The following is a 26,198-nucleotide window of genomic DNA, read 5'->3' as shown; positions in this document are numbered from 1 at the left end:
TAAAAATTAATTTGGCATTAAATCAAACTCAAAACATGAACATTAAAATTTTCAATGTTGCCTTAGGCCTTGCCCTTACCGCAACAGCTATCAGCGCAAACGCTCAAAAAGCTTACAAAGAGGGCGTGGTAACTATTTCAACGGCTATGCAGGGGCAACAGGTTGAAGCTAAAAGTTATTTCCGCGCCGATTCGGCCGCTATGCAATTTACTACAGGGCCCGCTACCATAAAAATATTAACCGATGCCGATGGTAAATCATTAGTTGTAATGGTTGATGTACCTGTTGCGTCTATCAAGAAAGCTGCGGTTGCTACTCCTGATGAGGTTGACCAGGCTATGGCTTCATTACCAACTCTTACCTTTGCTCCCGGTACCGAAACTAAAGTTATTTCGGGTTTTAACTGCAAAAAAGTGGTAGCTACAGATGCAAAAGCCAACAAAACTTATGATATCTGGGTAACTAATGATGTTACTGTACCTGTAACTGCTATTGCTAAATACTACCGTGCTGTTGGTGGTTTCCCGGTACAATACACCTCATTTTCACAAGGTCAAAGCACCGAGGTTACTGTTAAAAGTATTACCGAACAAAAAAACCCTGCCGGTACATTCGGGATCCCTGCTGATTTTGAAAAGATCACCCTGGATGACCTGAAAGCTATGAGCGGCGGCAGATAATCGAATATTTCATTAACAATTCATTAAAGGTTCCTTAACATTGTGGCAAAATACTATTTTTGTTACCCCAATGTTAAAGAACCTTTTTAGCTTTTTCAGATTCTTCATCTTTTGGATCGCTTTTTTCGCAATTACGAGAGCGACATTTGAGATCTATTTTCTGCACAAGCTGGATCACGCCCGCATCGGGGAAATCCTTCAAACGTTTTTCTGGGGCTTAAGGCTTGACGTATCGGCAACAGCCTATATCTGTATCATTCCCATCCTTGTATTTGCCATCAACTGGTTTATCCCAAAGGTTAGAATAAAACCCATCTGGCTAAAAGTATATGTTTGGTTTTGCTTGTTCTGCATTTCATTGAATACGGTACTTAACTTTAATATTTTCCGTGAATGGGGCACCAAAGTTAGTTTCAGGGTATTTACTTCGTTTTATCACGCACCTTCAGAAGCAATCGCATCAAGTGGATCATCGCCGGTTGGTAAATGTATTTTTATTGGGATTGCCTTACTGGCCACCGGTATAATGCTATCTCATCTCATCATCAATTATCAGTTTAAAAAGCCTGATGTCCGGCCAAGCCTTAAAGTTTCGCTTACCACACTGCTGCTTTTTGTAAACTTTGTGATGATGCGCGGCGGTTTGCAAGCTAAGCCGGTAAACCAGAACTCTGCTTATTTCTCGGAAAAGCAAATCCTCAACCAGAGTGCCCTCAACACCGAGTGGAACCTGTTTAATAATGTATTTGAAAATTTGCGCCCGCTTTACAACCCCTATCTATACGACCGCCCGGATGAGGCTGCAAAAACCGTTGAAGAATTATATAATGTTAAAAGCAATTCAACGGAACAAATCCTGACTATCAGCCGCCCAAACATTGTAATCATCCAAATGGAAAGCTATACAGCCGACGTGATAGAATCATTAGGAGGAGATAAAGGCGTAGCGCCAAACTTTGAAAAGTTCATTAAAAACGGACTGTTCTTTAACAACATTTATGCCTCAGGCGATCGTACCGACAAGGGTATTGTAGCCCTCCTGAGTGGCTTCCCGTCACAGGCAACCCGTACCATAATCAGCGATACGCTTAAACATAAAAAACTTCCGGCTTTATCTGCATCGTTTAAAGATGCAGGCTATGAAACCGCTTATTTTTATGGTGGCAAAAGTAATTATATGAATTTTGATAAGTTCATGACTTCACATAATATCGATCATACTATCGACGAGGCCAGCTTTGATAACAGCCATATAAAAACACAATGGGGTGTTTATGACGATGACCTGCTTACCCGAAACCTGCAATATTTGGCCCGTCAAAAACAGCCGTTCTTTAACTATGTACAAACATCATCCAATCATGAGCCTTTTGTACTACCTGTTAAGCACCATTTTAATGATGACGCTGATGTAAGTAATAAATTCAGAAGTACAGCCTATTTTACCGATTCATGCCTGAACGCTTATTTTGATCAGGCCAGAAAACAACCCTGGTATAAAAACACACTGTTTATCCTGGTGGCCGATCACGGTCACCGCCTGCCCCGTAATACAGCCGAGGCTTACGACCCGGCTAAATACCATATACCTCTTTTGTTTTTCGGCGATGTGATCAAGCCCGAATATCGTGGTAAAAAAAACAGTAAACTGGGCGGACAAACAGACCTCGCAGCTACCCTGCTGGCTCAGTTAGGTATGCCACATACTCAGTTTAAGTGGTCGAAAGATCTCTTGAATCCCAATAGTAAAGAGTTTGCTTTTTTTGATTGGGATAACGGGTTCGGCTTTATGCAGCCGGGGCAGGCTGTTTCATATGATAACGCCGGCCGCACCATGATCTATAACAGCAAACCAAATGCTGATAAAAATGCTACTGAAGCGGCGCTTGCTTGTGGTAAAGCCTATTTGCAGCAGGTGTTTACGGAGTATATGGGGTATTAAGGTTTATTCATGTCATTGCGAGGAGGAACGACGAAGCAATCTCGTAGCTATACAGAGCCGCTCAGCTTCAGTGAGATTGCCGCGCTACGCTCAATGACATATTTTTTATTCCTTACAAAGCCAATTCTTTACCCAACTGCTCAACCCATTGATTAAACAGTTTGGTTTCAAATTCAACAGCTTTTTGAGCGTGCAGTTCCCATTCTGGCGAGAAATGCTGCAGTTGGTTGATCATCTCTTCCAAGTGGCCTTCTTCCTCTAAAATGATCGATTTTACGTTTACTTTGCTACCTGCTTCGTCAAGGGCATCCTGGTAAATTGGATAAAGTTCATCGGCACGTACCTCAATAGCGTAGGTAACCAACAGGTAAGCTGCAAAACGGAGCTCAGCGCCTTTCAGGTTCAGCTCACTTTTTAAATAACGGCAAACATCCACATCCAACTGATTTAAATAATACTTGCTTGAGCCCGGGGCCAGCAGGTATTCGGCAGCATAGGTTGGTAACGTTACACCGGTTTTTTCCAGTTGCTTTTTAAGATAGAAGGCATGACGGTGCTCTTCGGCAGCGTGCTTTAATATAATGTAAGTAACCGTAAGCGGGTCTTCACTGGCCGAAATCTTGCGTGCGCCGGTATTTTCCATTAACGATAATGTGTTTAACCAGCGTGAATGAAGTTCGTTATCGGCTATTATAGTAGGTAGTATTTTGTTCAACATAATTTATAATTCTTCAAGAGCCTGCTCAATTTTGCTGTAAACATAACTGAGTTGCTCATTAGTAATGCAATATGGCGGTAAAATATAAATAACGTTTCCCAGGGGGCGCAATATGATCCCCGCGGATAAAAAATAATGGTACAGCTTATCCCTGAGCGAACTGAAGTATGAGGTATTATCGCCGGTTTCCCACTCCATGGCCAGTATAGTGCCTGTTTGCCTCACGGTTTTTATTTTAGGGTGATTGCGGATCTTATCGGCAAAGGTAGTATGAGCGGCTTTGATCCTGGCAATGTTCTCTGCCGTTTCGGGTTGTTGAAACAGATCCAGGCTGGCCAATGCCGAAGCACATGCTATCGGGTTGGCCGTAAACGAATGCCCGTGGAAAAGGGTTTTCAACTTATCATCCGATAAAAAGGCATCATAAATTTGCTGCGTACAGGTAGTTAAGCCCAGCGCCATCGTGCCGCCTGTAAGTCCTTTGGAGAAACACATGATATCCGGCTCAACATTTACATGATTCGTGGCGAAAGGTTTGCCTGTACGCCCAAAACCGGTAAATACTTCATCGGCAATCAGCATCACTTCTTCCTCACGGCAGTGGGCCATCAATTCATTCAAATACTCAGCCTCATACATGATCATCCCTGCCGAGCCCTGCACCAATGGTTCAAAAACAAAGCAGGCCGCCTGAGATTTGAGATCTGAGATCTGAGATTTGAGGCTTTCTATATTTTCTGCGTTGGGTATATCTATAAACTCTACCTCGAATAGTAAGCTGTCAAAAGCTTTAGTGAATGCACTGCGGCCGCTTACGGCCATAGCCCCGAATGTATCGCCGTGGTAAGCGTTATTAAACGCGACGATCTTAGTGCGCTGATCGCCTTTATTAAGCCAGTATTGCAGGCACATTTTTATAGCTACCTCAACAGCGGTTGAACCGTTATCTGAGTAAAAAGCTTTTTTTTGGTTGGCCGGCAAAATTGCTAACAGCCGTTCCGCCAATTCAACGGCGCCTTCATGGGTAAAACCTGCAAATATCACATGTTCCAGTTTGTGAAGCTGCTCTGATACCTTTTGGGCAATATAAGGATGCGCATGCCCGTGAATGTTTACCCACCATGACGATACTGCGTCAATGTACTGTTTTCCTTCTTCGTCAAATAATAGCGCCCCTTCGCCGCGTACAATGCCTACAGGCGGCTGCGCGGTTTTCATTTGGGTATAGGGGTGCCATATTACTTTTAAATCCCTTTCGGTAAGGTTCATAGTTCGTTCTGCAAAAGTTCAACCACACGTTTATCTGTCGGAAATTCAAAGTCGGCCACACTAAGCGCGGTAAGCGGCACCCATCTAAAAGCCTGCAACACCTCTCCTTCCCCATCAAAATCAAAGGCAACAGCCTTTATATTCAAATTAACCGGGGTGATGCTTCGCACTAAATAATATACACTGATAACCTGGGAGTTGTTAAATGCCGATTTTACGGCAAAATCAGTGGTGTAAAAATGGCCTACAACTTCTATCTCAATATTACACTCTTCCATAAACTCGCGTTTAAGCCCGTCAATCAGGCCCTCACCAAGTTCCAGACCTCCGCCCGGGAACTTTGAAAAACGCACACCGTATTCCTGTTCATCGCTTATGAGCAATTCATCATCATCGTTCAGCAGCAGACCGTAAACCCTTACATTAAAGTATTCCATTATTCAAAGTGTTTTTTATTACGTACAACCTTTTCCATTGTCCAGGCTATTGTTTCGGTTTTTGCTTCCGACCGGATAGGGCAATTGGGCATACTGCAGTAGTGACAGCAATTGGGCACACAAGGGTCAGCATGAATAAAAAGCTCCGTTTTGATGCCCATATCTTTATTAATCATCTTATCAACCAATGATATTTCGGTATGTACTGTGTTCAGATCAAAATAGTTTGGCAGCGTCATGTGACAGTCGATATGCAGCTCATGTCCATATTTCTGCGCGCGCAAATTGTGTACATCTATCCAGGCCTCACGGCGTTTTTCACTTAAAACGTTCACGATCCCGGTCACTACCTGAAAATCTGCCTCATCCATTAATCCCCCTACCGATTTACGCACCAATTTGTAACTACTGTACACTATGTATAAGCCAACCAATATAGATAACGCACTGTCGAGCCATAAAATCCTGGTAAATTCAATTAACAATAAACCTACCACCAGGCCTACGCTGGTAACGGTATCGGCCAGCAAATGACGACCGTCGGCATCAAGGGTGATGGAACGAAGCTCTTTTCCCTTACGGATCATATAATAACCCAACACGCCGTTAATGGCTCCGGTTGCCGCTATAATAATAGCACCGGTAAACAGGTCATGGATAATGTTGGGAAAGAAAAAGCTGTAAACCGATTTTACAATGATGATGCACCCGGCGATGCCGATAAGTGATCCTTCTATAAAAACCGAAAAAAACTCCACCTTGCCGTGGCCGTAAGGATGGTTTTCATCTCGTGGCAGGGCCGAGAGGTAGATACTGTAAAAGGCAAATGAGCTTGCAATTACATTTACAATACTTTCGGCGGCATCGGTAAGTACAAAATTGGAGGCTGTTAAAAAGTAGGCGCCAAATTTCGCCAGCATCAGCACAATTCCCGTTATAAGCGAAATTAAAATGATCCTTTTTTGTTGATTCAAAGTAAGGGTGGTATTAGGCCGCAAATTTAAAAAATAACAAGCGTAAGTAGCAGTAAAGTTATTTTCTATATTTGCCGCGATAACATAATTTATATGAGCGCATTAAGTACCCGGATACAAAACCTGTCCGAATCTGCAACGATTAAAATGGCCAAACTGGGCCGTGAACTTGCCGCTAAAGGTGTCGACGTGATCAGCCTTAGCTTTGGTGAACCTGATTTTCATACCCCTGAACACATCAAGGAAGCCGCCAAGCAGGCCATGGACAAGAACTTCACCTACTACACACCAGTAGCAGGTTACCCTGAACTTCGTAAAGCCGTAGTTGCCAAGCTGAAGAACGAGAACAATCTTGATTATGATGCTGCCGACATAGTTGTTTCAACAGGTGCCAAGCAGGCTATCGCTAACGCGGTATTGTGTTTGGTTAACCCAGGCGAAGAAGTAATAATCCCTACTCCTTACTGGGTTTCGTACAGCGAAGTGGTTAAACTGGCTGAAGGTAAAAGTGTTTTCATCAACACCACTGTGGATACTAACTTCAAAATCACCCCCGAGCAATTAGAGGCAGCCATTACTCCTAATACCAAGTTGTTCATGTTTTCATCGCCATGTAACCCTACCGGCAGTGTTTACAGCAAAGATGAACTTGAAGGCTTAGCTAAGGTATTTGAAAAATATCCACAAGTTTACATCCTGAGCGACGAGATCTACGAACACATCAACTTTGTTGACAAACACGAGTCTATCGCGCAATTTGACTATATCAAAGATCGTGTGGTTATCATCAACGGCTGGTCGAAAGCCTTTGCCATGACCGGCTGGCGAATTGGCTACACAGCCAGCACTAAAGAATTGGCCGCCGCATTTGATAAAATGCAAGGCCAGGTAACTTCCGGTACCTGTTCAATCACTCAGCGTGCCGGCATAGCCGCTTACGAAGGGGGTTTGGAAAGTGTGCTTGAAATGCGCGAAGCATTCAAAAAACGCCGTGATATTGTTTATAAATTACTGAGTGAAATAGAGGGTATTAAAGTAAACCTGCCAGATGGGGCATTCTACTTTTTCCCTAACGTTACCTCTTTCTTTGGTAAAAGCTACAACGGACGCGTGATCAATGACTCTGACGATTTAAGCTTGTACCTGCTTGAAGAAGGCCACGTAGCCACCGTGGGCGGCGATTCATTCGGTGATCCTTCTTCAATCCGTTTATCATATGCCGCGGCCGAAGACAAACTGATTGAGGCTATGAGAAGGTTAAAAGAAGCATTAGGTAAATTGGCATAATAAACTGAACCTTGATTTTGAGGATTCTGCACGGCAAAACCAATCCTATAAATCCGGTAAATCCCCGCAAATGCCGGTTCAGAAATAAAAAATCCGCTTGCTGTTGGCAAGCGAATTTTTTTGTTTAAGTATATTAAAAATTACAATCCAAATCCATAAGCTAAACGTAAGCCAACCAGGCCATAGTTATTGCTTTGTCCCGAGAAGTTTTCATAACGCACACCAATATCCCATGATTTGGTGGCATAACCTAAGCCAGGAGAAAGGATAAGTTTAGTATTCTTTTCACCCCCTGCAATTGGTGGGTGAACTTCAAAACCGGCACCCACTTCGCCTGCGAAATAAAAGCCATCGCCAACAAAAGCTTTAATACCGGCTTTTACCGGAATTATGCCTAAAGACCTGCCTTTAACTGTAACTGTAGTTGTTGACGTAGAGTTGGAAAATGATGAAGTATAGGTTTTACCAAAAAAATTGTAATAACCCGAGGTAAGTGTAAGGGCTAAATCATTACTTACACCATATTGCAAACGAGCAGTACCGCCTAACTCAAATTTTGAAATGTCGTGAGCATTACCTGTTGGGATACCTGCTTCCAGGCCTACCCCAAAGCGTAGTGCGTTCGCTGGTGTAGTTTGAGCTTTAACATTTGTTCCGATGAAGATAGCTACCGCAGTAAACGCCGAAGCTATCATTTTAGTCATTGTTTTCATAGTTGTGTTTTTTAGTCAAATTCTACAATGTTGATTTTTTTAATTTTCCATTGTATTAACTCCTCCTTAACAAATACTTTGCCATTATTGGCATCATTCAGTATCCAGGATATTATTTAAACTAATAAAACAACCGCGTTTAATCCAATCACACACGGCTTAATAATTGAAAATCAATATTATTTAAAGCGATGAGGTCAATACAAAATAATGACCGTTTAATATACTTTGTGATGAATAGTTTTATAAAAAACTGCCCTGCATAAGCATCAAAAGTGTCTACTAACACCTAATTTCGAGCGCATAAATGGTTAAATAGCCAGGTGTAGCAGTATACCAAACCTGTCGGAAAGTAAAAAAGAGAGACTTGCGCCTCTCTTTTTACAAAACTTTAACAATTATTATACCTCCGGTCCGTGCTTTTTAGGATCATAATTTTTTTCAAGCTCGGCAAGTTTTTCCTTACCGTAAGCCATTTTAGTGATCAGGTAAAATAAAACCGGTACTATAAATATAGCCAATGATGTAGCAGTAAGCATTCCCCCAAACACCGTCCAGCCTATGGTTTTACGGGCTTCAGCACCGGCGCCCGATGCAACCATCAACGGACCTACACCTAATATAAATGCCATCGACGTCATGATGATTGGCCTTAAACGTAGCCGGACAGCCTCGAGCGTAGCTTTTTCCAATTCCATGCCTGTGTCTACACGTTCCTTGGCAAACTCTACGATCAGGATGGCGTTTTTGGCCGCCAAACCAATCAGCGTTATCAAACCAATTTGTGCATAAACGTTGTTAGTAAGATCAGGCCAAAAAGTAAGGAACAATATGGCACCAAATGCACCCAGGGGCACTGACAATAACACAGAGAACGGTACCGACCAGCTTTCATACAAAGCAGCCAGGAACAGGAACACAAATCCTATTGACAGTGCAAATATATATACCGTTTTTGACCCGGATAATAACTCCTCACGGCTCAGACCCGAAAACTCGTAACCGTAACCTTGCGGCAATACCTGCGCGGCTGTCTCTTTCAAAGCGGTAATAGCATCACCACTACTATACCCCGGCTTGGTACTACCGTTAATCTCGGCCGAACGGAACAGGTTATAGTGCGATATCAACGGCGAGTTTTCAATTACCTTATATGATGTAAGTGTGCTCAATGGCACCATGGCCCCTGATGAATTACGCACAAAATACTGTCCTATGTTTTGCACATTGGTACGATAACTGGTATCGGCCTGGGCTACTACCCTGAAGTTACGACCATAAATGGTAAAGTCGTTGATATAGGTACTACCCAAATAGGTTTGCAGCGCATTGTTCACGTCAGATATCGCTACACCAAGCTTTTTAGATTTCTCTCTGTCTATCGTTAACTGGTAAGCAGGCGTACTGGCAGTAAAGAACGAGAAGGCCCTTGCTATCTCTTTACGCTGATTAATTGCGCCGAGGAATGTTCGAAGTGTTTTCTCAAATACCTTAATGTCGCCACCTGCCTGTTTCTCTTCTAATATAAACGAGAAACCTCCTGTACTACCCAACCCCGGAATTGCCGGTGGCTGGATCACCACAACATTGGCTTCCTTATACTTACCGAGCTTTTGGTTTAACCGTGCAACAAGCGCTGTTATCTGCTGCGACTTTTCTTTACGCTCATCCCAAGGTTTCAACTGCACGAATATGGTTGCACTATTTGATTTACTTGCAAAGCTGATGGCATTCAAACCACCCAGCGCCGCGTAATGGGCTATTTCCGGCACGCTATCAAGCGTTCTCATCATGTTGTGCAACACATCAACAGTACGGCCGGTTGCTGATGCCTCGGGCAAATCAAAAGTGATATAAACACGGCCATCATCTTCCAGCGGGATAAAACCAGATGGTTTACTTCTGAATAAAAGTATCGTCCCTACAATGATACACACCAGCAGAATGATAATGTATCTTGAGTTTTTAATGCTTTTATCAACTGTGTTTCGATATTTACCGGTTACGCGGGTAAACCAGGTATTGAATTTAAAGAAAAACTTATTTAAGCCACGGGAGCTTTCATCTATCTTATGCGGCCTTAATATCAACGTACACAATGCAGGTGTTAATGATAGCGCAACAAAAGCTGATATCAATACAGATATGGCAATGGTGATGGCAAACTGTTGATACAATCGCCCTACTATGCCCGGCACAAAGCCTACCGGCACAAACACTGCAGCCAGGATCAGCGCAATGGCTATTACGGGGGCCGAGATATCGGCCATAGCGTGCTGGGTGGCTTCTTTAGGTGTCATACCCTCCTCATCCATATAATGCTGTACAGCCTCAACCACCACAATAGCATCATCCACCACAATACCAATGGCCAGTACAAAACCAAACAACGTTAACGTATTGATAGTAAAGTTGAGCGGAATGAAGAAAATGAACGTACCAATAATTGATACCGGAATAGCCAGTACCGGAATGAGGGTTGTGCGCCAGCTTTGTAAAAACAGGAATACTACAATAATAACCAGTACAAGTGCAATAACCAGCGTTTCGATAACCTCGCTTACCGACACCTTCACCACGGTTATGGCCTCAAAAGGAACTACGTAATCTATATCTTTAGGAAAGCTCTTTTTAAGCTCATTCATAGTAGCGTATACATTATCGGCAGTTTCAAGCGAGTTACTGTTCGGGGCCTGGTACACCAGCAGATAAGATGCCCTTTTACCATCAACAAATGAGTTACCTGAGTAGTTGAATTTACCCAGCTCAATCCTGGCAACATCTTTTAAGTGTACTATGCCCCCATTGTTAGGCTGGGTTTTAACAACCACATTACCAAATTCTTCCGGCTTCTCTAAACGGCCTTTTACAATAACAGAATACTCAAATGTCTGTCCTTTTAACTGAGGTGTAGCACCTACAGTACCGGCGGCAACCTGCGCGTTTTGCTCCTGCAGGGCACTGGTTACATCCGCAGCACTCATACCTAACGCAGCAAGTTTATCCGGGTTAAGCCAGATGCGCATACTAAAATCATCGGCACGTGTAACAACGTCACCTACTCCTTTGGTACGCAAAATAGCATCCTTTATAAATACGTTGGTGTAGTTATCAGTAAAAGTGACATCATGGGTGCCTTTAGGACTAAACATGGCTACAAGCATCAGGATACTTGGGTTACGTTTACGTACTACCATACCCAAACGCTGTACCTCCTGCGGTAAAGTTGGTAAAGCAATACCTACACGGTTTTGCACGTCGAGCGCTGCAATGTTAATATCAGTACCAACATCAAAGTTAACCGTCATGCTCATTTGCCCGTTGCTGCTGCTGTTACTTTGCAGGTAGGTCATGCCGGGTACGCCGTTTACCTGCACCTCAACCGGTGTAGCTACCGTTTGCTCAACTGTTAACGCATCAGCACCGACATAGTTACCGCTAACTGACACGGTTGGAGGTGTAATATCAGGGTACTGGCCTATAGGCAGGCTGGATATTGACAGGATGCCCACTATTAATATCACCAGGGATATTACAATGGCGGTAACCGGTCGTTTTATAAAAGTATCTGCGATCATTCTTTCTCTATATTAAGTTTTCCAGGGTAGATGCGCCCCTTCTTCGGCTTAAAATTTTTCCTGTTGATATAAATTTATTTTTTGGGTGCTGCTCCGGCCGGCGCGGCTGTTCCGGTAGTGACCCTACCACCATCGCGCAAACGCTGAAAACCGTCGGTAATCACTTTATCACCTTGCTTTATGCCATCCATTATCACTACGTCGCTGTTAATACGCGGCCCTAATTTCACCTTCACCTGTTTTGCAATTGTATCGCGCCTGTCCTTAACAGTTTTATCGGCAGCTGTGTCTTTAACGACAGTATCTCTTGTTGCGAAAACAAAAAACTCGCCCATTTGCTCAGTTACTGCTTTGTAAGGGATTTGTACCCGCTGGCCCGACTGGCTGTTCAGCACCTGCAAAACGCAGCTCATCCCATCTTTCAATACATCATCCTCGTTCGGGAACTGGATCCGCACTTTAATGCTGCCGGTTTGATTGCTAACCCCCCTGTCAATCGCCAGTACTTTACCTGTCTTGTTGTATTTGCTTCCGTCGGGCAGCACCAGTTTAAAGGTACTGTCGGTACTTGATTTTTGAAGACCATAAAAGCGGTTGATATCCTGCTCATTGATTACCACATCAACACCTATAGGGTGCTCGGCCGATATGGTGTTCATCAATGTGGTACCTGCTGCTACCTGTGTTCCAAGCCTCACCTGCGAGATCCCTATTCGCCCGGTAAAAGGCGCGGTAATGGTGGCATATGATAAATCGGTACGGGCCGACTCAAGCGCGGCTTTCGCTACAGCAACCTGGCTTTTATTAGTTTCGTAGGCAGCCTGTGCCTGATCCACTGTCTGACGGGCAATCGCATCGCTCTTAAGCAGCATGTTATACCTGTCAATGTCTTTTTGCGCTTTAACCAAATTGGCCTCGGCGCTTAGCACATTAGCTTTGGCCTGGTCAAAAGCAGCCTGGTACTTGCGTTTATCTATTTCATACAAAACTTTGCCTTTTTGCACAACATCACCCTCTTTAAAAAATATACCCGTTACAAAACCCGGTACCTGGCTGCGCAGTTCGACAGTGTTCACCGAAACCACAATACCCTGGTATTTATCATAGTATACTGCTTCGGCTGTTTTAGCGTCGGCAAGGTATACTGGGGTTGGGGGCATGGCCGCCGGCCCGCCCTTTTGAGGTTTACCGCATGATGCCCAAGTTAAAAGTGCTGCAGGGGCTAACCAATATATATATGTATGTTTCATGTAGAATAGGTTGTTCGTGTGTTGCTGTAGTTTTTATTTTTTATAACAATATCTTATGGTTGCTGAACAGGCAGGATTCCAAGGGCCCTCTGCAGGTCAATTTTACTGCTGAGCAAATTGAACAGGGCATTATAATAGCTCAGTTCGGCAGTACGCAGATCGGCCTGCGATACAATTACGTCGAGGTAAGTTTTTACTCCCTCGCGGTATTGCAGGCTTACCACCTTATATACATCTTTTGCAAGTGTTACATTTTCGCGAATGAGCTGGTAGCTGGTATAATTGCTTTTATATGCCGCCAGTGCCTGGGTATATTCCGTATAAATACTATTTTTTGTATTGATCAGGTCCAGGTCAGTACGTTCAACCTGAAGCCTGGCTTTAGCGAGGTTTTGCAAGCGCTTCGTCCCCTGGAAAATAGGTACAGCCAGCGTTAAGCCAACATAACCTGTAGGGAAAGACTTATTATACAAATCACCTAAATCATGACTGAAGTATGCATGCTGGTAACTCCCTACCGCCGATAATGAAGGCAAAAACCCAAAGCGGTAGTAATTTACGTTGAGATTATTGAGTGCCTTTGTTGTTTCAAGCAAACGGTATTCGATCCGGTTATTTACATTGAGCGATTGTAAAGTATCAATACTGGCTTCCTGCTCATACCGACTCGAATCATAAGAAAGGCTTAACGGTGTGGCCGCGCCTACCCCCATGATCTGCTTTAATAAAGCCGTTTTACTTTTGATGGCTTCTTCGGTTTGTTTACGGGTAGCCAATGAATTATTTAAAGCGATGGTTGCCTGCTTATAATCCGTAGGATCGGATACACCGGCAGTATACCTGCTTTTGGCATCCTTCAGGCTTCTTTGCAACCTGATGATATCCTCATTAGTAATGTCAAGTTGTTTGCCGGATAGTAACACATCAAAGAAAGCTTTGCTTACATCACTTACTACATCAATCTGGCTGCTCAAGGTGTTCTGCTTATAGTACTCGCGCGAATATCTTTTCGCCCTTGAAGCAAGAAATACATCGTTGTTATATAGTACCTGCGATGCCGTAACGCCCAGAGTTGAAAGGTTACGGATACTGCCCGCGTTGCTGGGGATGTTAGCACCGGAGGCGCCAGCCTGCGGGCTGCCCTTATAGTAATAATTATAAAGGCCCGAGCCGTTCACCTGCGGCAGCCAGGCCGACAGACCAATTCTAATATCACGCTCATTGATCTGTTCATCAATGGAAGCCTGCCTTACTGTTGGTTGGTTACGCAAGGCAAAGTCAATAGCCTGTTTTAGGGAAACCGGTCCGCTTATACTATCAGCGGCAGTTTGGGCATAACTATTGCTATGTAAATTCAATGTTAAATTAAGTACAAGAAGCGCCAAAAAGTACTTGTGTTTTTTCATAGGGTAGCTATAAATAACAATGTATATCAGGCAAAAATTATAAGAAAAAATTTTATAATCAGTGCAGGATTGTTACGGGGAATGCGAATATGTAATTAATATTACTAATTTAAAATCACGAACAAGAATTTTACGTAAAAAATTACAAAAACACGGGATAGTATCAGCTTTTTGGGCTTTTGACAAAAAAATGAAAATAATAGGCTCGATATAAACAAAAAAATTAATTAATTTGCCGTGTAAGAATTTGTGTGCTTCTTAAGTAGTATTGATACGTTAATAGGCATTATTTAAAAAAAATTTACACACACCGTATAAGTTATATGCTTATTCATGGTATTTTTACACAAAATTTAAGCAGAGTTAATATACATGGTTAAAAAACTACATGGGAAAATCGCTCAGTTTCAAGTAGCAAATATGCTGCGTGAACGGGGGTTATATCCTTATTTCAGGCCTATTGAGTCTGCACAAGACACTGAGGTAATTATTGACAACAAGCGGGTATTAATGTTTGGTTCTAACTCATACTTAGGCCTTACCAATCATCCAAAAATCAAAGAAGCTTCAAAAAAAGCAATTGACAAATATGGCACAGGCTGTGCAGGTTCACGTTTTTTGAACGGTACGCTTGATATCCACATTGAGCTTGAAAACAGGCTTGCTAACTATGTAGGCAAAGAAGCTACTGTTTTATTCAGCACAGGTTACCAGGTTAACCTTGGTGTACTTTCGTGCGTTACCGGCAGGAATGATTATATCATACTTGATGAGTATGACCATGCCTGTATCATTGACGGCAGCCGCCTGTCGTTTTCAAAAGTGATCAAGTACGCTCATAACGATATGGCCGATTTGGAGCGCAAATTAAGCATACTTCCTGAAGATGCCGTGAAGATTATCGCTGTTGACGGTATTTTCAGCATGGAAGGCGACATTGTTAAATTGCCTAAAATCGTTGAGCTTGCCGATACTTATGGTGCTAATATCATGGTTGACGATGCCCACAGCCTTGGTGTAATTGGTGATAAAGGTGCTGGTACCGCCTCACACTTTAACCTTACCAACGAAGTTGACCTGATCATGGGTACCTTCAGTAAATCATTAGCATCATTAGGTGGTTTTATTGCCAGCGATCAGGACACTATTGATTATATCAAACACCGCGCACGTTCGTTGATGTTTAGCGCAAGTATGCCTCCGGGCTCTGTAGCCAGCGTAATTGCAGCATTAGATATCATTGAATCAGAACCGGAGCGTATCGAGAAATTATGGGATAACACCAATTATGCCATGAAACTTTTGCTGGAAGAAGGCTTTGACCTTGGCCCTACCGAAAGCCCTATTTTGCCGATCTACGTTCGTGATAACGAAAAAACTTTCGCGGTTACCAAACACCTGCAAGCTTCAGGTGTATTTGTTAACCCGGTTGTATCCCCTGCCGTTCCTTCCGATTCGTCACTGCTTCGTTTCTCATTGATGGCTACCCATACCTTTGAGCAAATTGACGAAGCCGTTGAAAAACTGTCAAAAGCCTTTAAAGAAGTTGGTGTAACCGCTTCTGTTAAAGAAAAAATATAATGAAGAAACCTGAGGTGCATTTAGCTGCTTTTTTATTAAAGTAAGCTAAATGCACTTTTTATTTTAAAGCATACCAATTTGCTTTATTCAATCATTTACCACACATGATTACAATAGTAACGGTTAAATCAAAAAAAGAACTGGCTTCGTTTATTGATTTCCCGCATGACCTGTACAAGGACGATCCTTACTATGTTCCTGAGTTGTTTATTGCCCAAAGGGACCTCTTAACCAAACATCCCTTCCATAAACACAATACCGTACAACCATTTTTAGCTTATTATGGCGATAAAATTGTTGGCCGGATAGCCGCGATCCTTAATAACGGGCATAACGAATACAGCCATGTTAACGATGGCTTTTTTGGCTTTTTTGATTGTATTAACGACACGGCGGTATCTGACCTGCTTTTTGAAACTGTTACCAAATGGCTTAAAGAAAAAGGTGTTACCGGTAAATTATTAGGCCCTACCAACTTTTCAACAAATGAGCCCTGTGGCTTATTAATAAAGGGATTTGATAGTTCACCATTCCTGATGAACACCTACAATTTTGCGTATTATGCCGACCTGGTTGAGCATTTTGGCTTTAAAAAAGATGTTGACCTGATTGGATGGCATTGGGAAGGACAAGCCTATGATGATAAATCGGTAAGGTTATTAAACGCGCTTGAAGATCGGTTAAAACGCAACGATATCATTATCCGCAAGATCAATCTTAAAAATTTCAAGGAAGAGGCTGCAAAACTTCGCGACGTTTATAACTCGGCCTGGGACAAAAACACCGGTTTTGTGCCACTAACCAATGAAGAATATGATTACCTGGCCAAAGATCTTAAACTGATCCTTGATCCTGATTTTGCTATTGTTGCCGAGCAACGTGGCAAGATAGTAGCCTTTGGCCTGGCCCTGCCCGATTATAACGATATCTTCAAAAAAATAAAACGCGGCCGCTTGTTGCCCACCGGCATTTTCAAATTATTGTTCGGCAAAAAAAGCATCACCGGCATCCGCATTTATGCCCTCGGTGTTATTGAAGATTATCGCAAAATGGGCATTGAAGCCTGCTTATATGGCACCATTATAAGGGAATATAAGGCAAAGGGTTATAAACATGCCGAAGCCGGCTGGACACTGGAGAACAATGATATGATGAACCGTGCCATTGAAGCTATAAAAGGCGATCCTTATAAAAAATACAGGTTATATCAAAAAGCGATATGAGGGAACGGGTTTTAATAACCGGTGCAAGCGGATTTGTTGGATATCATTTAATTGAAGAAGCCCTGCAAAACAACCTGGAGGTTTTTATAGCTGTACGTAAAAGCAGCAAAATTGACCATCTTAAGGATTTAGACATTCAATATATCTATCCCGAATTTAACAATAAGGAAACATTAAAGAAGCAACTGGTCGAGATAAAGCCCGATTATATTATCCACGCGGCAGGTGTAACCAGCGCCCGCTCCGAGGCCGAATATAACCGGATCAATGCTACGTATACCCATAACCTGGCTTCGGCGGCTTATGAAGCTTGCCCCGATTTAAAAAAGTTTGTACTTATTGGCAGCCTGGCTTCGGTTGGGCCGCTTGATACGCTAACCGGCACTATAACCGAAGCAACCCCTCCGCATCCTGTTACAGCATACGGCAGGAGCAAATTGCTTGCCGAACAGAAATTAAAAACGGTGAGCGGCCTGAATTATACCATACTAAGACCTACCGCGGTTTACGGACCGAGGGACACCGGCATATTTATATTTTTTAAACAGATAGTGAAGGGCATTGAGCCCTATATAGGCAAGGCGCAGCAAAAGCTCAGCTTTATATATGTTAAAGACCTGGCCAAAGCAAGTATCAAGGCCTTATACGGTGGCAATAACAAGACATATAACCTGAGCGATGGTAATTTTTATAACCGTTACGAGTTAGGCACCATCACCAAAGATGTGTTAATGCTAAAAACGCTAAAGTTTCATCTGCCTGTAAATTTTGTTAAAATGATTGCAGCAGTATCTGAAAAAATAAGTTCTTTGAGCAACAAAGCTGCGGTGCTGAATATTGAAAAGCTTAATGAACTGACCGCCATTAACTGGAATTGCGATATTGAAGCAGCTAAATCCGACCTGGGTTTTTATCCTTTATACAATCTGCAAAACGGCATGGCCGAAACGCTAAAATGGTATAAAGCCAACAAATGGCTTTAGCCGATTAATTTGAAATAAATAATAGTTACATAAATGAAAATCAACATTACACCTGCTAAAGGTAAGCTTGGCATCCTGATCCCCGGGTTAGGCGCTGTAGCTACTACCTTAATTGCCGGCGTAGAGGCCGTTAAAAAAGGCATCTCGCAGCCAATTGGCTCCCTTACTCAAATGGGCCACATACGTTTAGGAAAAAGAACCGAAAACCGTAACCCGAAAATTAAAGAATTTGTTCCTTTAGCCGATTTGAACGACATCGTATTTGGCGGTTGGGATGTTTATGAGGATAACGTATTTGAAGCTGCCTCAAACGCACAGGTACTGGAAGCAGGACTTTTACATTCGGTTAAAGCTGAATTGGAAGCTATAAAGCCAATGAAAGCCGCGTTTGATAAAAACTACGCTAAAAACCTTGATGGCACCCACGTTAAAACCGGAACCAGGCTTGAGCTTGCCGAGCAGGTAATGGAAGATATCAAAAACTTTAAAGAGGCTAATGGTCTTGACAGGGTTGTGTTGGTATGGTGCGGTTCAACCGAGATCTACTACGAAGCATCAGCTGTACACCAGTCATTAGCAGCTTTTGAAGAAGGTTTAAAAAATGACGACAAGCTGATCGCTCCAAGTATGATCTATGCTTACGCAGCTTTAAAATTAGGTGTTCCTTTTGCTAATGGTGCCCCTAACTTAACAGTTGATATCCCTGCATTGATCGAACTGGCTAAATTAACCAAAACTCCAATTGCTGGTAAAGATTTCAAAACAGGTCAAACTTTAATGAAAACAGTATTGGCCCCAGGTTTGGCAGCACGTTCATTAGGTGTACACGGCTGGTTCTCGACCAACATTTTGGGTAACCGCGATGGCTGGGTTCTTGACGATCCGGATAACTTCAAAACTAAAGAAGTATCAAAACTGGGTGTATTGGAAGATATCTTCAAACCGGAAGATAACCAGGAACTTTATGGTAACATCTACCACAAAATCCGTATCAACTATTACCCTCCGCATGGTGATAACAAAGAGAGCTGGGATAACATCGATATTTTTGGCTGGTTAGGCTACAAAATGCAGATTAAGATCAACTTCCTTTGTCGCGACTCGATCCTTGCTGCCCCTATCGCGCTTGATTTGGCTATCTTCTGCGATCTGGCTAAACGTGCCGGCATGAGCGGTATCCAGGAGTGGTTGTCATTCTACCTGAAATCGCCTCAAACAGCACCAGGCCTACATGCAGAAAACGACATCTTTAAACAACTGATCAAATTGGAGAATACCCTTCGTTACCTGATGGGCGAAGACCTGATCACCCACCTTGGCTTGGATTATTATGACGATATGTTCGCGACCGAATAATCGTTAAATTACCAAATACCGTCAAAACAGCCGTAAGCAACTAAACCCTGCTTTACGGCTGTTTTGTTTTTGTGAGGTAAAAAAATTCAAGTGCAGGTAACATTACTTTATCAGCATTAGTCTTATTAACGCCAGGTATAAATTGTTAAATAATGTTATTTGGATGCGCCTGGCCCCCTTTCGGTCGGCAACAAAAACGCTTGATTATATTTGATTACCAGATGATTATAAAATAAACAATATAGTAAACCGAAAAGTAACGAGCATACTAATGGCTGCTCAAAGCCGTTGTTTGGGTTATTATGGCTAAGGTAATATAATACAGTAAATAGCTGTAAACAATATTTGACTTTTTGACCACATTAGTCTGTAGTGATTTTTTTTACCTTTGGCCTGTTAATTGTAAACTCCGTAATAACCATCTGCCGGGAGTGTACAAAGCAAGGTAAGCGGGGAAAGATTGGGTGGCAGAACAACGAAAAACATACAGGGGCGGACATAATTAATCTGCCAGGAATATTTGAATAATTAATACATACCTCTTTATCCAATAATAACAGTATTGAGCCGAAAAAAGAAGTTTGTATTTGCACAATTGCACAAAGTACATGGATTGTAAAAAATTTTATAAAAGCTTATTTTTCTTAATACTGTTCTTTTCTGCTTCGGCATTATATGCGCAGCAAACGGTAATAACGGGTACTGTTACCGATGCAGGTAACAAACAAACCCTGCCTTCTGTTAGTATTTCTTTCACGGGCACCACTACCGGTACCACTACAGATGTTAATGGCAAATATCGCCTGGCTACAAACAATCAGCAATACAAACAAATCAAAATTTCATTTTTAGGTTATAAAGACGCTTTTTTAGCTGTTGTTCCCGGTAAAGAGCAGGTTATAAATGTAAAAATGTTCCCGGCTTCGCAACAACTTAACGAAGTTGTGGTAAAATCGGGCAAAAAACCTAAATACCGTAATAAGGATAACCCAGCTGTAGAGCTAATCCGCAAGGTTATCGAAAATAAAGAAAAGAACCGTCCCGAAGCATACAACTATGTTGAATACAAGGAGTATGATAAAATGATGTTTGCGCTAAGCAATGTATCCGCCCAGTTTTCGGACAGGAAATTCTTTCGCAAGTATAAGTTCATTTTAGATAACCGCGATAGCTCATTGGTACCAGGCAAATCATTGTTGCCTATTTATCTTGATGAAAAGCTTCAGCAGGTTTATTACCGTAAAAACCCCGAAAAAACAAGGGAAGATATAACCGGCCAAAAAAGTGTTAACTACGGTGCTGGCATTGATAATGAGGGCCTTACCCAATATTTCAAGCACTTATACAACAAGGTTGATATTTATACCAACAACGTATTTTTGATAACCAGCCAGTTTCTTAGCCCGATATCTGACAATTCGCCAAACTACTACAAATACTTTATTGCCGATACCATTGTTGACGCACACAACAACAAACTGGTTAAGCTTGACTTTACCCCCCGGAATACAACCGACGTACTTTTTGAGGGTAGCATATACATCACGCTCGATGGTAACTACGCTGTACAAAAGTGCGACCTGACCATCAATAAACATATCAACATCAACTTTATCAGGTCGATGACTGTTAACCTGGAGTTTCAACAAAACCCGGATGGCCGCTATCACCTGAGCAAAAGTACTACCATTGCAGATTTTGGCGCATCCAAAAAAGATGCAAAGAGTGGTTTATTTGGTATCCGGGCCATAACCTACAGCAATTACGTGGTTAACAAACCCCGGCCGGATACAACTTACCAGGGGTCGCCATATGCTGAATTAAGCGATGAAGTAAAACATCGCCCCGAATCATTCTGGCAGGAAAACAGGCCGGATACTTTAACGCTTGCCGAATCAAAGGTTTATAAAAACATCGACAGCCTGCGTAATATGCCTTCGTTTAAACGTACAGTTGATATAGCAACCCTTCTGCTTGCGGGCTACAAAGGCTTTGGTAAATTTGAGTTAGGCCCTGCCAACACATTTTACAGCTTTAACCCGGTTGAAGGTTTCCGTTTACGTGTAGGCGGCCGTACAACGCCCGAATTAAGCAAACGTTATTACTTTGAAACTTATGCAGCTTATGGCTTTAAAGATGAGCGCTGGAAGTACTTTTTAAGTGCAACCTACTCTATTAATAATAAATCTATCTATCGTTTCCCTCAAAACTATATCAGGGCAAGTTTTCAGCGTGATACCAAAATCCCTGGCGCAAGCCTGCAGTTTGTGCAGGAGGATAACTTCCTGTTATCGTTTAAGCGTGGCGTGAACGATAAATTCCTTTATAACGATTTTTACAGGTTTGATTATTTACACGAACTGGAAAGCCATCTTTCGTTTGCCGCAGGCTTCAAAAAATGGACCCAGGAGCCGGCAGGATCATTATATTTTGATAATGTTGTTAATGATCTGCCAAATTCTATCCATCATTTAACCACCACCGAGCTTACCGGAAGTATCCGCTGGGCACCTCATGAGCAGTTTTACCAGGGTAAGATCTATCGCATCCCTATCCCTAACAAATACCCGGCCTTTGAACTTGATTATGCCCAAGGTATTAAAGGCTTATTTGCCGGTGAATACAATTATCAAAAACTTGATTTCCGTGCCGATAAACGCTTTTACTTTTCGCAGTTAGGTTATGCGGACATCAATGTTTCGGCGGGTAAAATCTTTGGTTCGGTGCCGTACCCTTTGTTAACCATACACAGGGCTAACCAAACTTACGCATATGACCTCGACTCATACAACTTAATGAATTTTTTAGAGTTTGTGAGTGATAAATATGCCAGCTTCAGGATAGACCAGCACTTCAGCGGTTTCTTCTTTAATAAAATACCGTTGCTAAAGAAATTGAAATGGCGCGAAACCGCATCATTAAAAGTATTATACGGCGGCCTGTCTGATCAAAACAATCCTTCGATACATCCGTCATTATATCAACTACCTGTTGGCACCGATGGCGTGCCGATTACTTATACATTGGGCAAAACGCCTTATGTTGAGGGTAGTGTTGGTATTGAAAATATATTTAAATTTATACGCATAGATTTTGTGAGGCGCTTTAACTACCTTGACCAGCCAAACGTTGCCCAATGGGGCCTGCGCACAAGGGTTAAATTCGACTTTTAATCATTGCACCTAAATAAGCAGAGATAAAAAATGGAACAGCAAACAACAACACTTAGGAGATCATTCAGAACCAGCCTGCAATTAGGTATTTATAAGGTCATTGATCCGTTTGTGAAGATCCTTATAAAAATAGGCTTAACCCCCAATGCCGTAACTACTATAGGTTTTGTACTTAACGTAGGCGTTGCCGGAATATTTATTTTAGGTGCCGAAGAAGGTAACCGCGGCGACCTGAGCTACGTAGGCTGGGCCGGCGGTCTCATCCTTTTTGCAGGCTTATTTGATATGCTTGACGGTCAGGTGGCCCGCTTAGGGAATATGAAATCAACCTTTGGTGCTTTGTACGATTCCGTACTTGACCGCTACAGCGAATTGATCATGTTCCTGGGCATTTGCTATTACCTGGTGGCGCATCACTACTTCCTGAGCTCGATAGCTGCTTTTATTGCACTGATTGGTTCAATGATGGTAAGCTACGTACGTGCCCGTGCCGAAGGTTTGGGTGTGGAAATCAAGGGGGGGTTAATGCAAAGGCCCGAGCGCGTTGTAACTATCGGATTATGTGCAGCACTATCAGGTATAGTGGCGCAGTACATTGGCGGTAATTACAAACTATTTGTTCCCGGTATTAAGTTCCATGTATTTGAAACCATATCGATATTTACAATCCCGTTGGTAATACTTGCCGTTTTGACCAATATTACTGCTTTTAACAGGTTAAGAGAAGCTAAAAAAGCTTTAATTAAACTGGAGGAAGAAGAAGGTAAGTAAGTAGGCAGTTAGCAGTGGCAGTTGACAGTTATCTGTTTAGCTTCTTAACTTAAAGCTTACAACTCCCGGCAAAATATCATATCTTCGCAACAATAAAATAAAGGCAGTTATAGTTAGCAATTTCTTTGCTAAAATTGCCTTTTGTTGGTTAAAGGCCATCCTTCTTTAAAATAATTAATACACCATAAACAGGGAGAGAGATGCTAAAAGCGTTTTAAAGCCTGATTATAAACAATGAAAAAGAATTATATCTCTAACTCGCAGGAATCTGTGAGGATGTTTAAAAGCGATTTTTTAGAGGCCCTTTCAAAAGTGCATTGGACTGTGCCTTTGTATATTTTTGTGCCTGTTATCGCCTATTGCAGCTATAAATATTTCGATACGATGGGCCTGAATATTTTAGGCTATCTCGGTCTGTTTATTTTCGGTTTATTCATCTGGACCATTACCGAATACATCATGCACCGTTTTGTTTTTCACTATCAACCAAGTGAAAAACTGGAATGGGCACAACGCCTGCATTTTATTATGCATGGGGTACACCATGATTACCCCAGCGATGCCAAACGTTTGGTTTTACCACCATCATTAAGTATTCCGTTGGCTTCAGGCTTTTTCTTTTTGTTTAAATGGTTATTGCCCGTTGATTATATCTGGGGATTTTTCCCGGGCTTCATTTTAGGATATCTGATCTACGATATCTCACATTATGCCATGCACCATTTTAACTTTAAAAGCGGCATCTTCAAAAAAATCAAGCAACACCACATGCTGCACCATTACCAGGATCCTGAAAAGGGTTATGGTGTGAGTTCACCTTTCTGGGACAAAATTTTCCGTTCAGATTTCTTAAAAAAATAGCAATGACCAATGCCAATACAGGCGTAACAGTAAATATCCGGTCGATAATTATTGTTTCGCTGCTTTCCATTGCTTACCTGGCGTTTTCAACTTTCCTTATTGGTTATAAACCGGATGAGCTTACACTGGTAGTTATTTTCAATGTGTTGTTCTATGCGTCGGCAATAACCCGCAAGTTTATATTGGGCTTCACTATTTTCATAGTGTACTGGATTGTTTTTGATTACATGAAAGCCTTCCCCAATTATAACTACAACCCCGTACATATTGCAGAGCTTTATAATGCAGAGAAACACCTTTTCGGCATTCATTTTAACGGCAAACTGCTTACACCTAACGAATACTGGCTGGCCAATAGCAACACTTTTATTGATGTGTTATCGGGTTTATTCTATTTATGCTGGATCCCTGTGCCGCTGGGCTTTGCCGCTTACCTGTTCTTCAAAAACAAAAAACAGTTCCTTAATTTTTCGTTAACGTTTGTTTTGGTGAATATCCTGGGCTTTATAGTTTACTATGCCTACCCTGCCGCACCACCCTGGTTTGTTCAATATCACGGATTTCATTTTATTCCATTAACTATGGGCAATACGGCCGGGCTGGCCAGGTTTGACGCCTATTTTCATGCCGGGGTTTTTAAAGGGATTTATACAAAAGGATCAAACGTGTTTGCTGCCATGCCGTCGCTGCATTCGTCATACCCGGTTATAGTGCTTTACTACGGCTTAAAAAACAAGCTGGGACTTGCTAATATCTTTTTTGGGGTGGTAACCGTTGGCATCTGGTTTACGGCGGTATATGCAAGCCACCATTACGTACTTGACGTGTTGGCCGGTATCACTTGTGCGGCATTAGGTATTACCTTATACAATGTACTGTTAAAGCAATTTGCAGGTTTAAGATCAGCACTGAATAAATACGAACGGGTGATCTCTTAAGCGAATCGCATAGCAAAATCTTTTTTTGTATACTATACTATGCATTAAAGTTGATGCTGTGGAAGACGAGCAGGCAATTGTTAATTAATATTTCCAGGGCTATCCTCCTGAAAAACAGCCCATATATTTCAAAAACGAACAAAAAGTCAAGCGATCTTCACAAACACCTATGTCGGCGACCTTAAACAGGCACGCTATTTGCCTAATTATAAGTAGATTATTGCATTTTCGAGTAATCTGTTATATGAAGAGACTTATTACCTTACTTTTTATTCTGACAGCTATGCTTAAATTATCCGCACACGCCAGTGAGCTTGATAGCCTTAAGCAAAAATTACAGGTTACCAGCGACTCGTTAAAAGGCCCTATTTATACCCAAATAGCTGCCCATTATTTAGGATATGATACCGTATCAACCCGGCGGATGAAATACTATTTCCAAACCGAGGCGCTTAATTACACTATGCTCGCCCTGCATAGCTATTCAACTTATAATGATACTTTAGGCTTGCGTACAAGCTTTAACGCGCTTGCAAAGATTTACCGTTCGCAGCGTAAATTCAGCCAGGCCAAATGGTTCATTTTACAATCGAACACCATATCAAGGCAAAGGAAGGATACCCTCAATATTATCAACTCGCTCATAGAACTTGCAGCCATTAAAAGCGACATCAAAGACTATAAGCTCAGTATGAAGGACCTGAACGACGCTTTAACATTATCGCTCAAAACCCACGATCCTAAAAAAGAGTCGATAGTGCAGGTAGGCTTTGCCGAACTGTACCGGAAAATGAACGATTATGATAAAGCTGCGGTAGCTATTAAACGCCATGAATTTTTGGACGATAGCCTTAACCAGGTCACAGTCGACAGCATTGCCAAGGTAGCTGTTGCCGATTCGATCAGGATCAAAAAGCAGGATTCGGCGATAGCCAAAAAAAAAGTATTTACCAAAAACTCCAGGCGCAGGCCAATGCTAAGATACGCCAGGCACATAACATCGTTATCGTCCTCACCGTCACCACTATTATTCTCGTCGTTATAGCTATCATTATCAT

20 protein-coding genes are annotated in these 26,198 nt (G+C 42.2%); 12 read left to right on the top strand and 8 right to left on the bottom strand.

What is annotated here, in order from left to right; translation table 11 throughout:
- Window positions 1-35 precede the first annotated feature (35 nt).
- Window positions 36-680, top strand: a complete 645-nt coding sequence (locus tag DIU38_RS04690) for a DUF4412 domain-containing protein (RefSeq protein WP_091162144.1) — start codon at window positions 36-38, stop codon at window positions 678-680.
- Between the two features lie 70 nt (window positions 681-750).
- Window positions 751-2,622: an LTA synthase family protein gene (locus tag DIU38_RS04685; protein WP_112655840.1), complete on the top strand. Its 1,872-nt coding sequence runs from the start codon at window positions 751-753 to the stop codon at window positions 2,620-2,622.
- Window positions 2,623-2,734: 112 nt separating this feature from the next.
- Here DIU38_RS04685 and DIU38_RS04680 read toward each other — a convergent pair whose 3' ends face one another.
- Genes DIU38_RS04680 through DIU38_RS04665 form a run of 4 tightly spaced genes read right to left on the bottom strand, consistent with a single transcriptional unit; the run spans window position 2,735 to window position 6,020 of the window.
- A complete protein-coding gene (locus DIU38_RS04680; RefSeq protein WP_208057584.1) occupies window positions 2,735-3,340 on the bottom strand; it encodes a hypothetical protein in 606 nt (201 codons plus the stop codon).
- A 3-nt stretch (window positions 3,341-3,343) separates the two neighbouring features.
- Complete coding sequence (gene bioA / locus DIU38_RS04675; RefSeq protein WP_112655842.1) at window positions 3,344-4,609, bottom strand: adenosylmethionine--8-amino-7-oxononanoate transaminase; 1,266 nt, start codon at window positions 4,607-4,609, stop codon at window positions 3,344-3,346.
- Window positions 4,606-5,046 carry an NUDIX domain-containing protein gene (locus DIU38_RS04670; RefSeq protein ID WP_091162137.1) on the bottom strand — a complete coding sequence of 147 codons (441 nt, stop codon included), beginning with the start codon at window positions 5,044-5,046 and terminating at the stop codon, window positions 4,606-4,608. Before DIU38_RS04670 ends, bioA begins: the two co-directional genes overlap by 4 nt.
- Window positions 5,046-6,020: a cation diffusion facilitator family transporter gene (locus tag DIU38_RS04665; protein WP_112655876.1), complete on the bottom strand. Its 975-nt coding sequence runs from the start codon at window positions 6,018-6,020 to the stop codon at window positions 5,046-5,048. The genes DIU38_RS04670 and DIU38_RS04665 overlap by 1 nt, the downstream gene beginning before the upstream one ends.
- A gap of 93 nt (window positions 6,021-6,113) precedes the next feature.
- On the opposite strand from DIU38_RS04665, the gene DIU38_RS04660 reads away from it, so the two are divergent.
- A complete protein-coding gene (locus tag DIU38_RS04660) occupies window positions 6,114-7,307 on the top strand; it encodes a pyridoxal phosphate-dependent aminotransferase (protein ID WP_208057585.1) in 1,194 nt (397 codons plus the stop codon).
- Window positions 7,308-7,447: 140 nt separating this feature from the next.
- On the opposite strand, the gene DIU38_RS04655 is transcribed toward DIU38_RS04660, so the two are convergent.
- From DIU38_RS04655 to DIU38_RS04640, 4 genes are all read right to left on the bottom strand, one after another.
- Window positions 7,448-8,020 (bottom strand): hypothetical protein, encoded by a 573-nt coding sequence (locus tag DIU38_RS04655; RefSeq protein WP_090526363.1) that lies wholly within the window; start codon window positions 8,018-8,020, stop codon window positions 7,448-7,450.
- A 401-nt stretch (window positions 8,021-8,421) separates the two neighbouring features.
- Window positions 8,422-11,598: an efflux RND transporter permease subunit gene (locus DIU38_RS04650; protein ID WP_112655844.1), complete on the bottom strand. Its 3,177-nt coding sequence runs from the start codon at window positions 11,596-11,598 to the stop codon at window positions 8,422-8,424.
- A gap of 74 nt (window positions 11,599-11,672) precedes the next feature.
- Window positions 11,673-12,848 (bottom strand): efflux RND transporter periplasmic adaptor subunit, encoded by a 1,176-nt coding sequence (locus DIU38_RS04645; protein ID WP_112655846.1) that lies wholly within the window; start codon window positions 12,846-12,848, stop codon window positions 11,673-11,675.
- 53 nt (window positions 12,849-12,901) lie between these two features.
- Window positions 12,902-14,254: a TolC family protein gene (locus tag DIU38_RS04640; RefSeq protein WP_090526356.1), complete on the bottom strand. Its 1,353-nt coding sequence runs from the start codon at window positions 14,252-14,254 to the stop codon at window positions 12,902-12,904.
- 372 nt (window positions 14,255-14,626) lie between these two features.
- Between DIU38_RS04640 and spt the strand changes: the two genes are divergently transcribed.
- From spt to DIU38_RS04595, 9 genes are all read left to right on the top strand, one after another.
- A complete protein-coding gene (gene spt / locus DIU38_RS04635) occupies window positions 14,627-15,835 on the top strand; it encodes a serine palmitoyltransferase (RefSeq protein ID WP_090526354.1) in 1,209 nt (402 codons plus the stop codon).
- 104 nt (window positions 15,836-15,939) lie between these two features.
- A complete protein-coding gene (locus tag DIU38_RS33790; RefSeq protein WP_243770812.1) occupies window positions 15,940-17,058 on the top strand; it encodes a GNAT family N-acetyltransferase in 1,119 nt (372 codons plus the stop codon).
- Entirely contained in the window at window positions 17,055-18,041 is a 987-nt protein-coding gene (locus DIU38_RS04625) for an NAD-dependent epimerase/dehydratase family protein (protein ID WP_112655848.1), read from the top strand. The genes DIU38_RS33790 and DIU38_RS04625 overlap by 4 nt, the downstream gene beginning before the upstream one ends.
- 33 nt (window positions 18,042-18,074) lie before the next feature.
- Complete coding sequence (locus DIU38_RS04620; protein WP_090526349.1) at window positions 18,075-19,397, top strand: inositol-3-phosphate synthase; 1,323 nt, start codon at window positions 18,075-18,077, stop codon at window positions 19,395-19,397.
- A 608-nt stretch (window positions 19,398-20,005) separates the two neighbouring features.
- The gene (locus DIU38_RS04615; protein WP_112655850.1) at window positions 20,006-22,570 is read left to right on the top strand and encodes a DUF5686 family protein; all 2,565 of its coding nucleotides are present in this window, start codon (window positions 20,006-20,008) and stop codon (window positions 22,568-22,570) included.
- 30 nt (window positions 22,571-22,600) lie between these two features.
- Window positions 22,601-23,341 (top strand): CDP-alcohol phosphatidyltransferase family protein, encoded by a 741-nt coding sequence (locus DIU38_RS04610; RefSeq protein WP_112655852.1) that lies wholly within the window; start codon window positions 22,601-22,603, stop codon window positions 23,339-23,341.
- 234 nt (window positions 23,342-23,575) lie between these two features.
- A complete protein-coding gene (locus DIU38_RS04605) occupies window positions 23,576-24,202 on the top strand; it encodes a sterol desaturase family protein (RefSeq protein WP_112655854.1) in 627 nt (208 codons plus the stop codon).
- A gap of 2 nt (window positions 24,203-24,204) precedes the next feature.
- Window positions 24,205-25,140, top strand: a complete 936-nt coding sequence (locus DIU38_RS04600) for a phosphatase PAP2 family protein (RefSeq protein WP_112655856.1) — start codon at window positions 24,205-24,207, stop codon at window positions 25,138-25,140.
- A gap of 283 nt (window positions 25,141-25,423) precedes the next feature.
- A complete protein-coding gene (locus DIU38_RS04595; protein ID WP_112655858.1) occupies window positions 25,424-26,185 on the top strand; it encodes a hypothetical protein in 762 nt (253 codons plus the stop codon).
- Window positions 26,186-26,198: the final 13 nt, after the last annotated feature.

This window comes from Mucilaginibacter metallidurans, assembly GCF_003286435.2.
Classification (GTDB): Bacteria; Bacteroidota; Bacteroidia; order Sphingobacteriales; family Sphingobacteriaceae; genus Mucilaginibacter; species Mucilaginibacter gossypii.
This window is presented reverse-complemented; position numbering and strand designations above follow the sequence as displayed.

Bases quoted from the DNA above. Each gene is read 5' to 3' on its own strand.
- DIU38_RS04690 (WP_091162144.1), top strand. From the start codon at position 36: ATGAACATTAAAATTTTCAATGTTGCCTTAGGCCTTGCCCTTACCGCA.
- DIU38_RS04685 (WP_112655840.1), top strand. From the start codon at position 751: ATGTTAAAGAACCTTTTTAGCTTTTTCAGATTCTTCATCTTTTGGATC.
- DIU38_RS04680 (WP_208057584.1), bottom strand. From the start codon at position 3,340: ATGTTGAACAAAATACTACCTACTATAATAGCCGATAACGAACTTCAT.
- bioA (WP_112655842.1), bottom strand. From the start codon at position 4,609: ATGAACCTTACCGAAAGGGATTTAAAAGTAATATGGCACCCCTATACC.
- DIU38_RS04670 (WP_091162137.1), bottom strand. From the start codon at position 5,046: ATGGAATACTTTAATGTAAGGGTTTACGGTCTGCTGCTGAACGATGAT.
- DIU38_RS04660 (WP_208057585.1), top strand. From the start codon at position 6,114: ATGAGCGCATTAAGTACCCGGATACAAAACCTGTCCGAATCTGCAACG.
- DIU38_RS04655 (WP_090526363.1), bottom strand. From the start codon at position 8,020: ATGAAAACAATGACTAAAATGATAGCTTCGGCGTTTACTGCGGTAGCT.
- DIU38_RS04650 (WP_112655844.1), bottom strand. From the start codon at position 11,598: ATGATCGCAGATACTTTTATAAAACGACCGGTTACCGCCATTGTAATA.
- DIU38_RS04645 (WP_112655846.1), bottom strand. From the start codon at position 12,848: ATGAAACATACATATATATATTGGTTAGCCCCTGCAGCACTTTTAACT.
- DIU38_RS04640 (WP_090526356.1), bottom strand. From the start codon at position 14,254: ATGAAAAAACACAAGTACTTTTTGGCGCTTCTTGTACTTAATTTAACA.
- spt (WP_090526354.1), top strand. From the start codon at position 14,627: ATGGTTAAAAAACTACATGGGAAAATCGCTCAGTTTCAAGTAGCAAAT.
- DIU38_RS33790 (WP_243770812.1), top strand. From the start codon at position 15,940: ATGATTACAATAGTAACGGTTAAATCAAAAAAAGAACTGGCTTCGTTT.
- DIU38_RS04625 (WP_112655848.1), top strand. From the start codon at position 17,055: ATGAGGGAACGGGTTTTAATAACCGGTGCAAGCGGATTTGTTGGATAT.
- DIU38_RS04620 (WP_090526349.1), top strand. From the start codon at position 18,075: ATGAAAATCAACATTACACCTGCTAAAGGTAAGCTTGGCATCCTGATC.
- DIU38_RS04615 (WP_112655850.1), top strand. From the start codon at position 20,006: ATGGATTGTAAAAAATTTTATAAAAGCTTATTTTTCTTAATACTGTTC.
- DIU38_RS04610 (WP_112655852.1), top strand. From the start codon at position 22,601: ATGGAACAGCAAACAACAACACTTAGGAGATCATTCAGAACCAGCCTG.
- DIU38_RS04605 (WP_112655854.1), top strand. From the start codon at position 23,576: ATGAAAAAGAATTATATCTCTAACTCGCAGGAATCTGTGAGGATGTTT.
- DIU38_RS04600 (WP_112655856.1), top strand. From the start codon at position 24,205: ATGACCAATGCCAATACAGGCGTAACAGTAAATATCCGGTCGATAATT.
- DIU38_RS04595 (WP_112655858.1), top strand. From the start codon at position 25,424: ATGCTTAAATTATCCGCACACGCCAGTGAGCTTGATAGCCTTAAGCAA.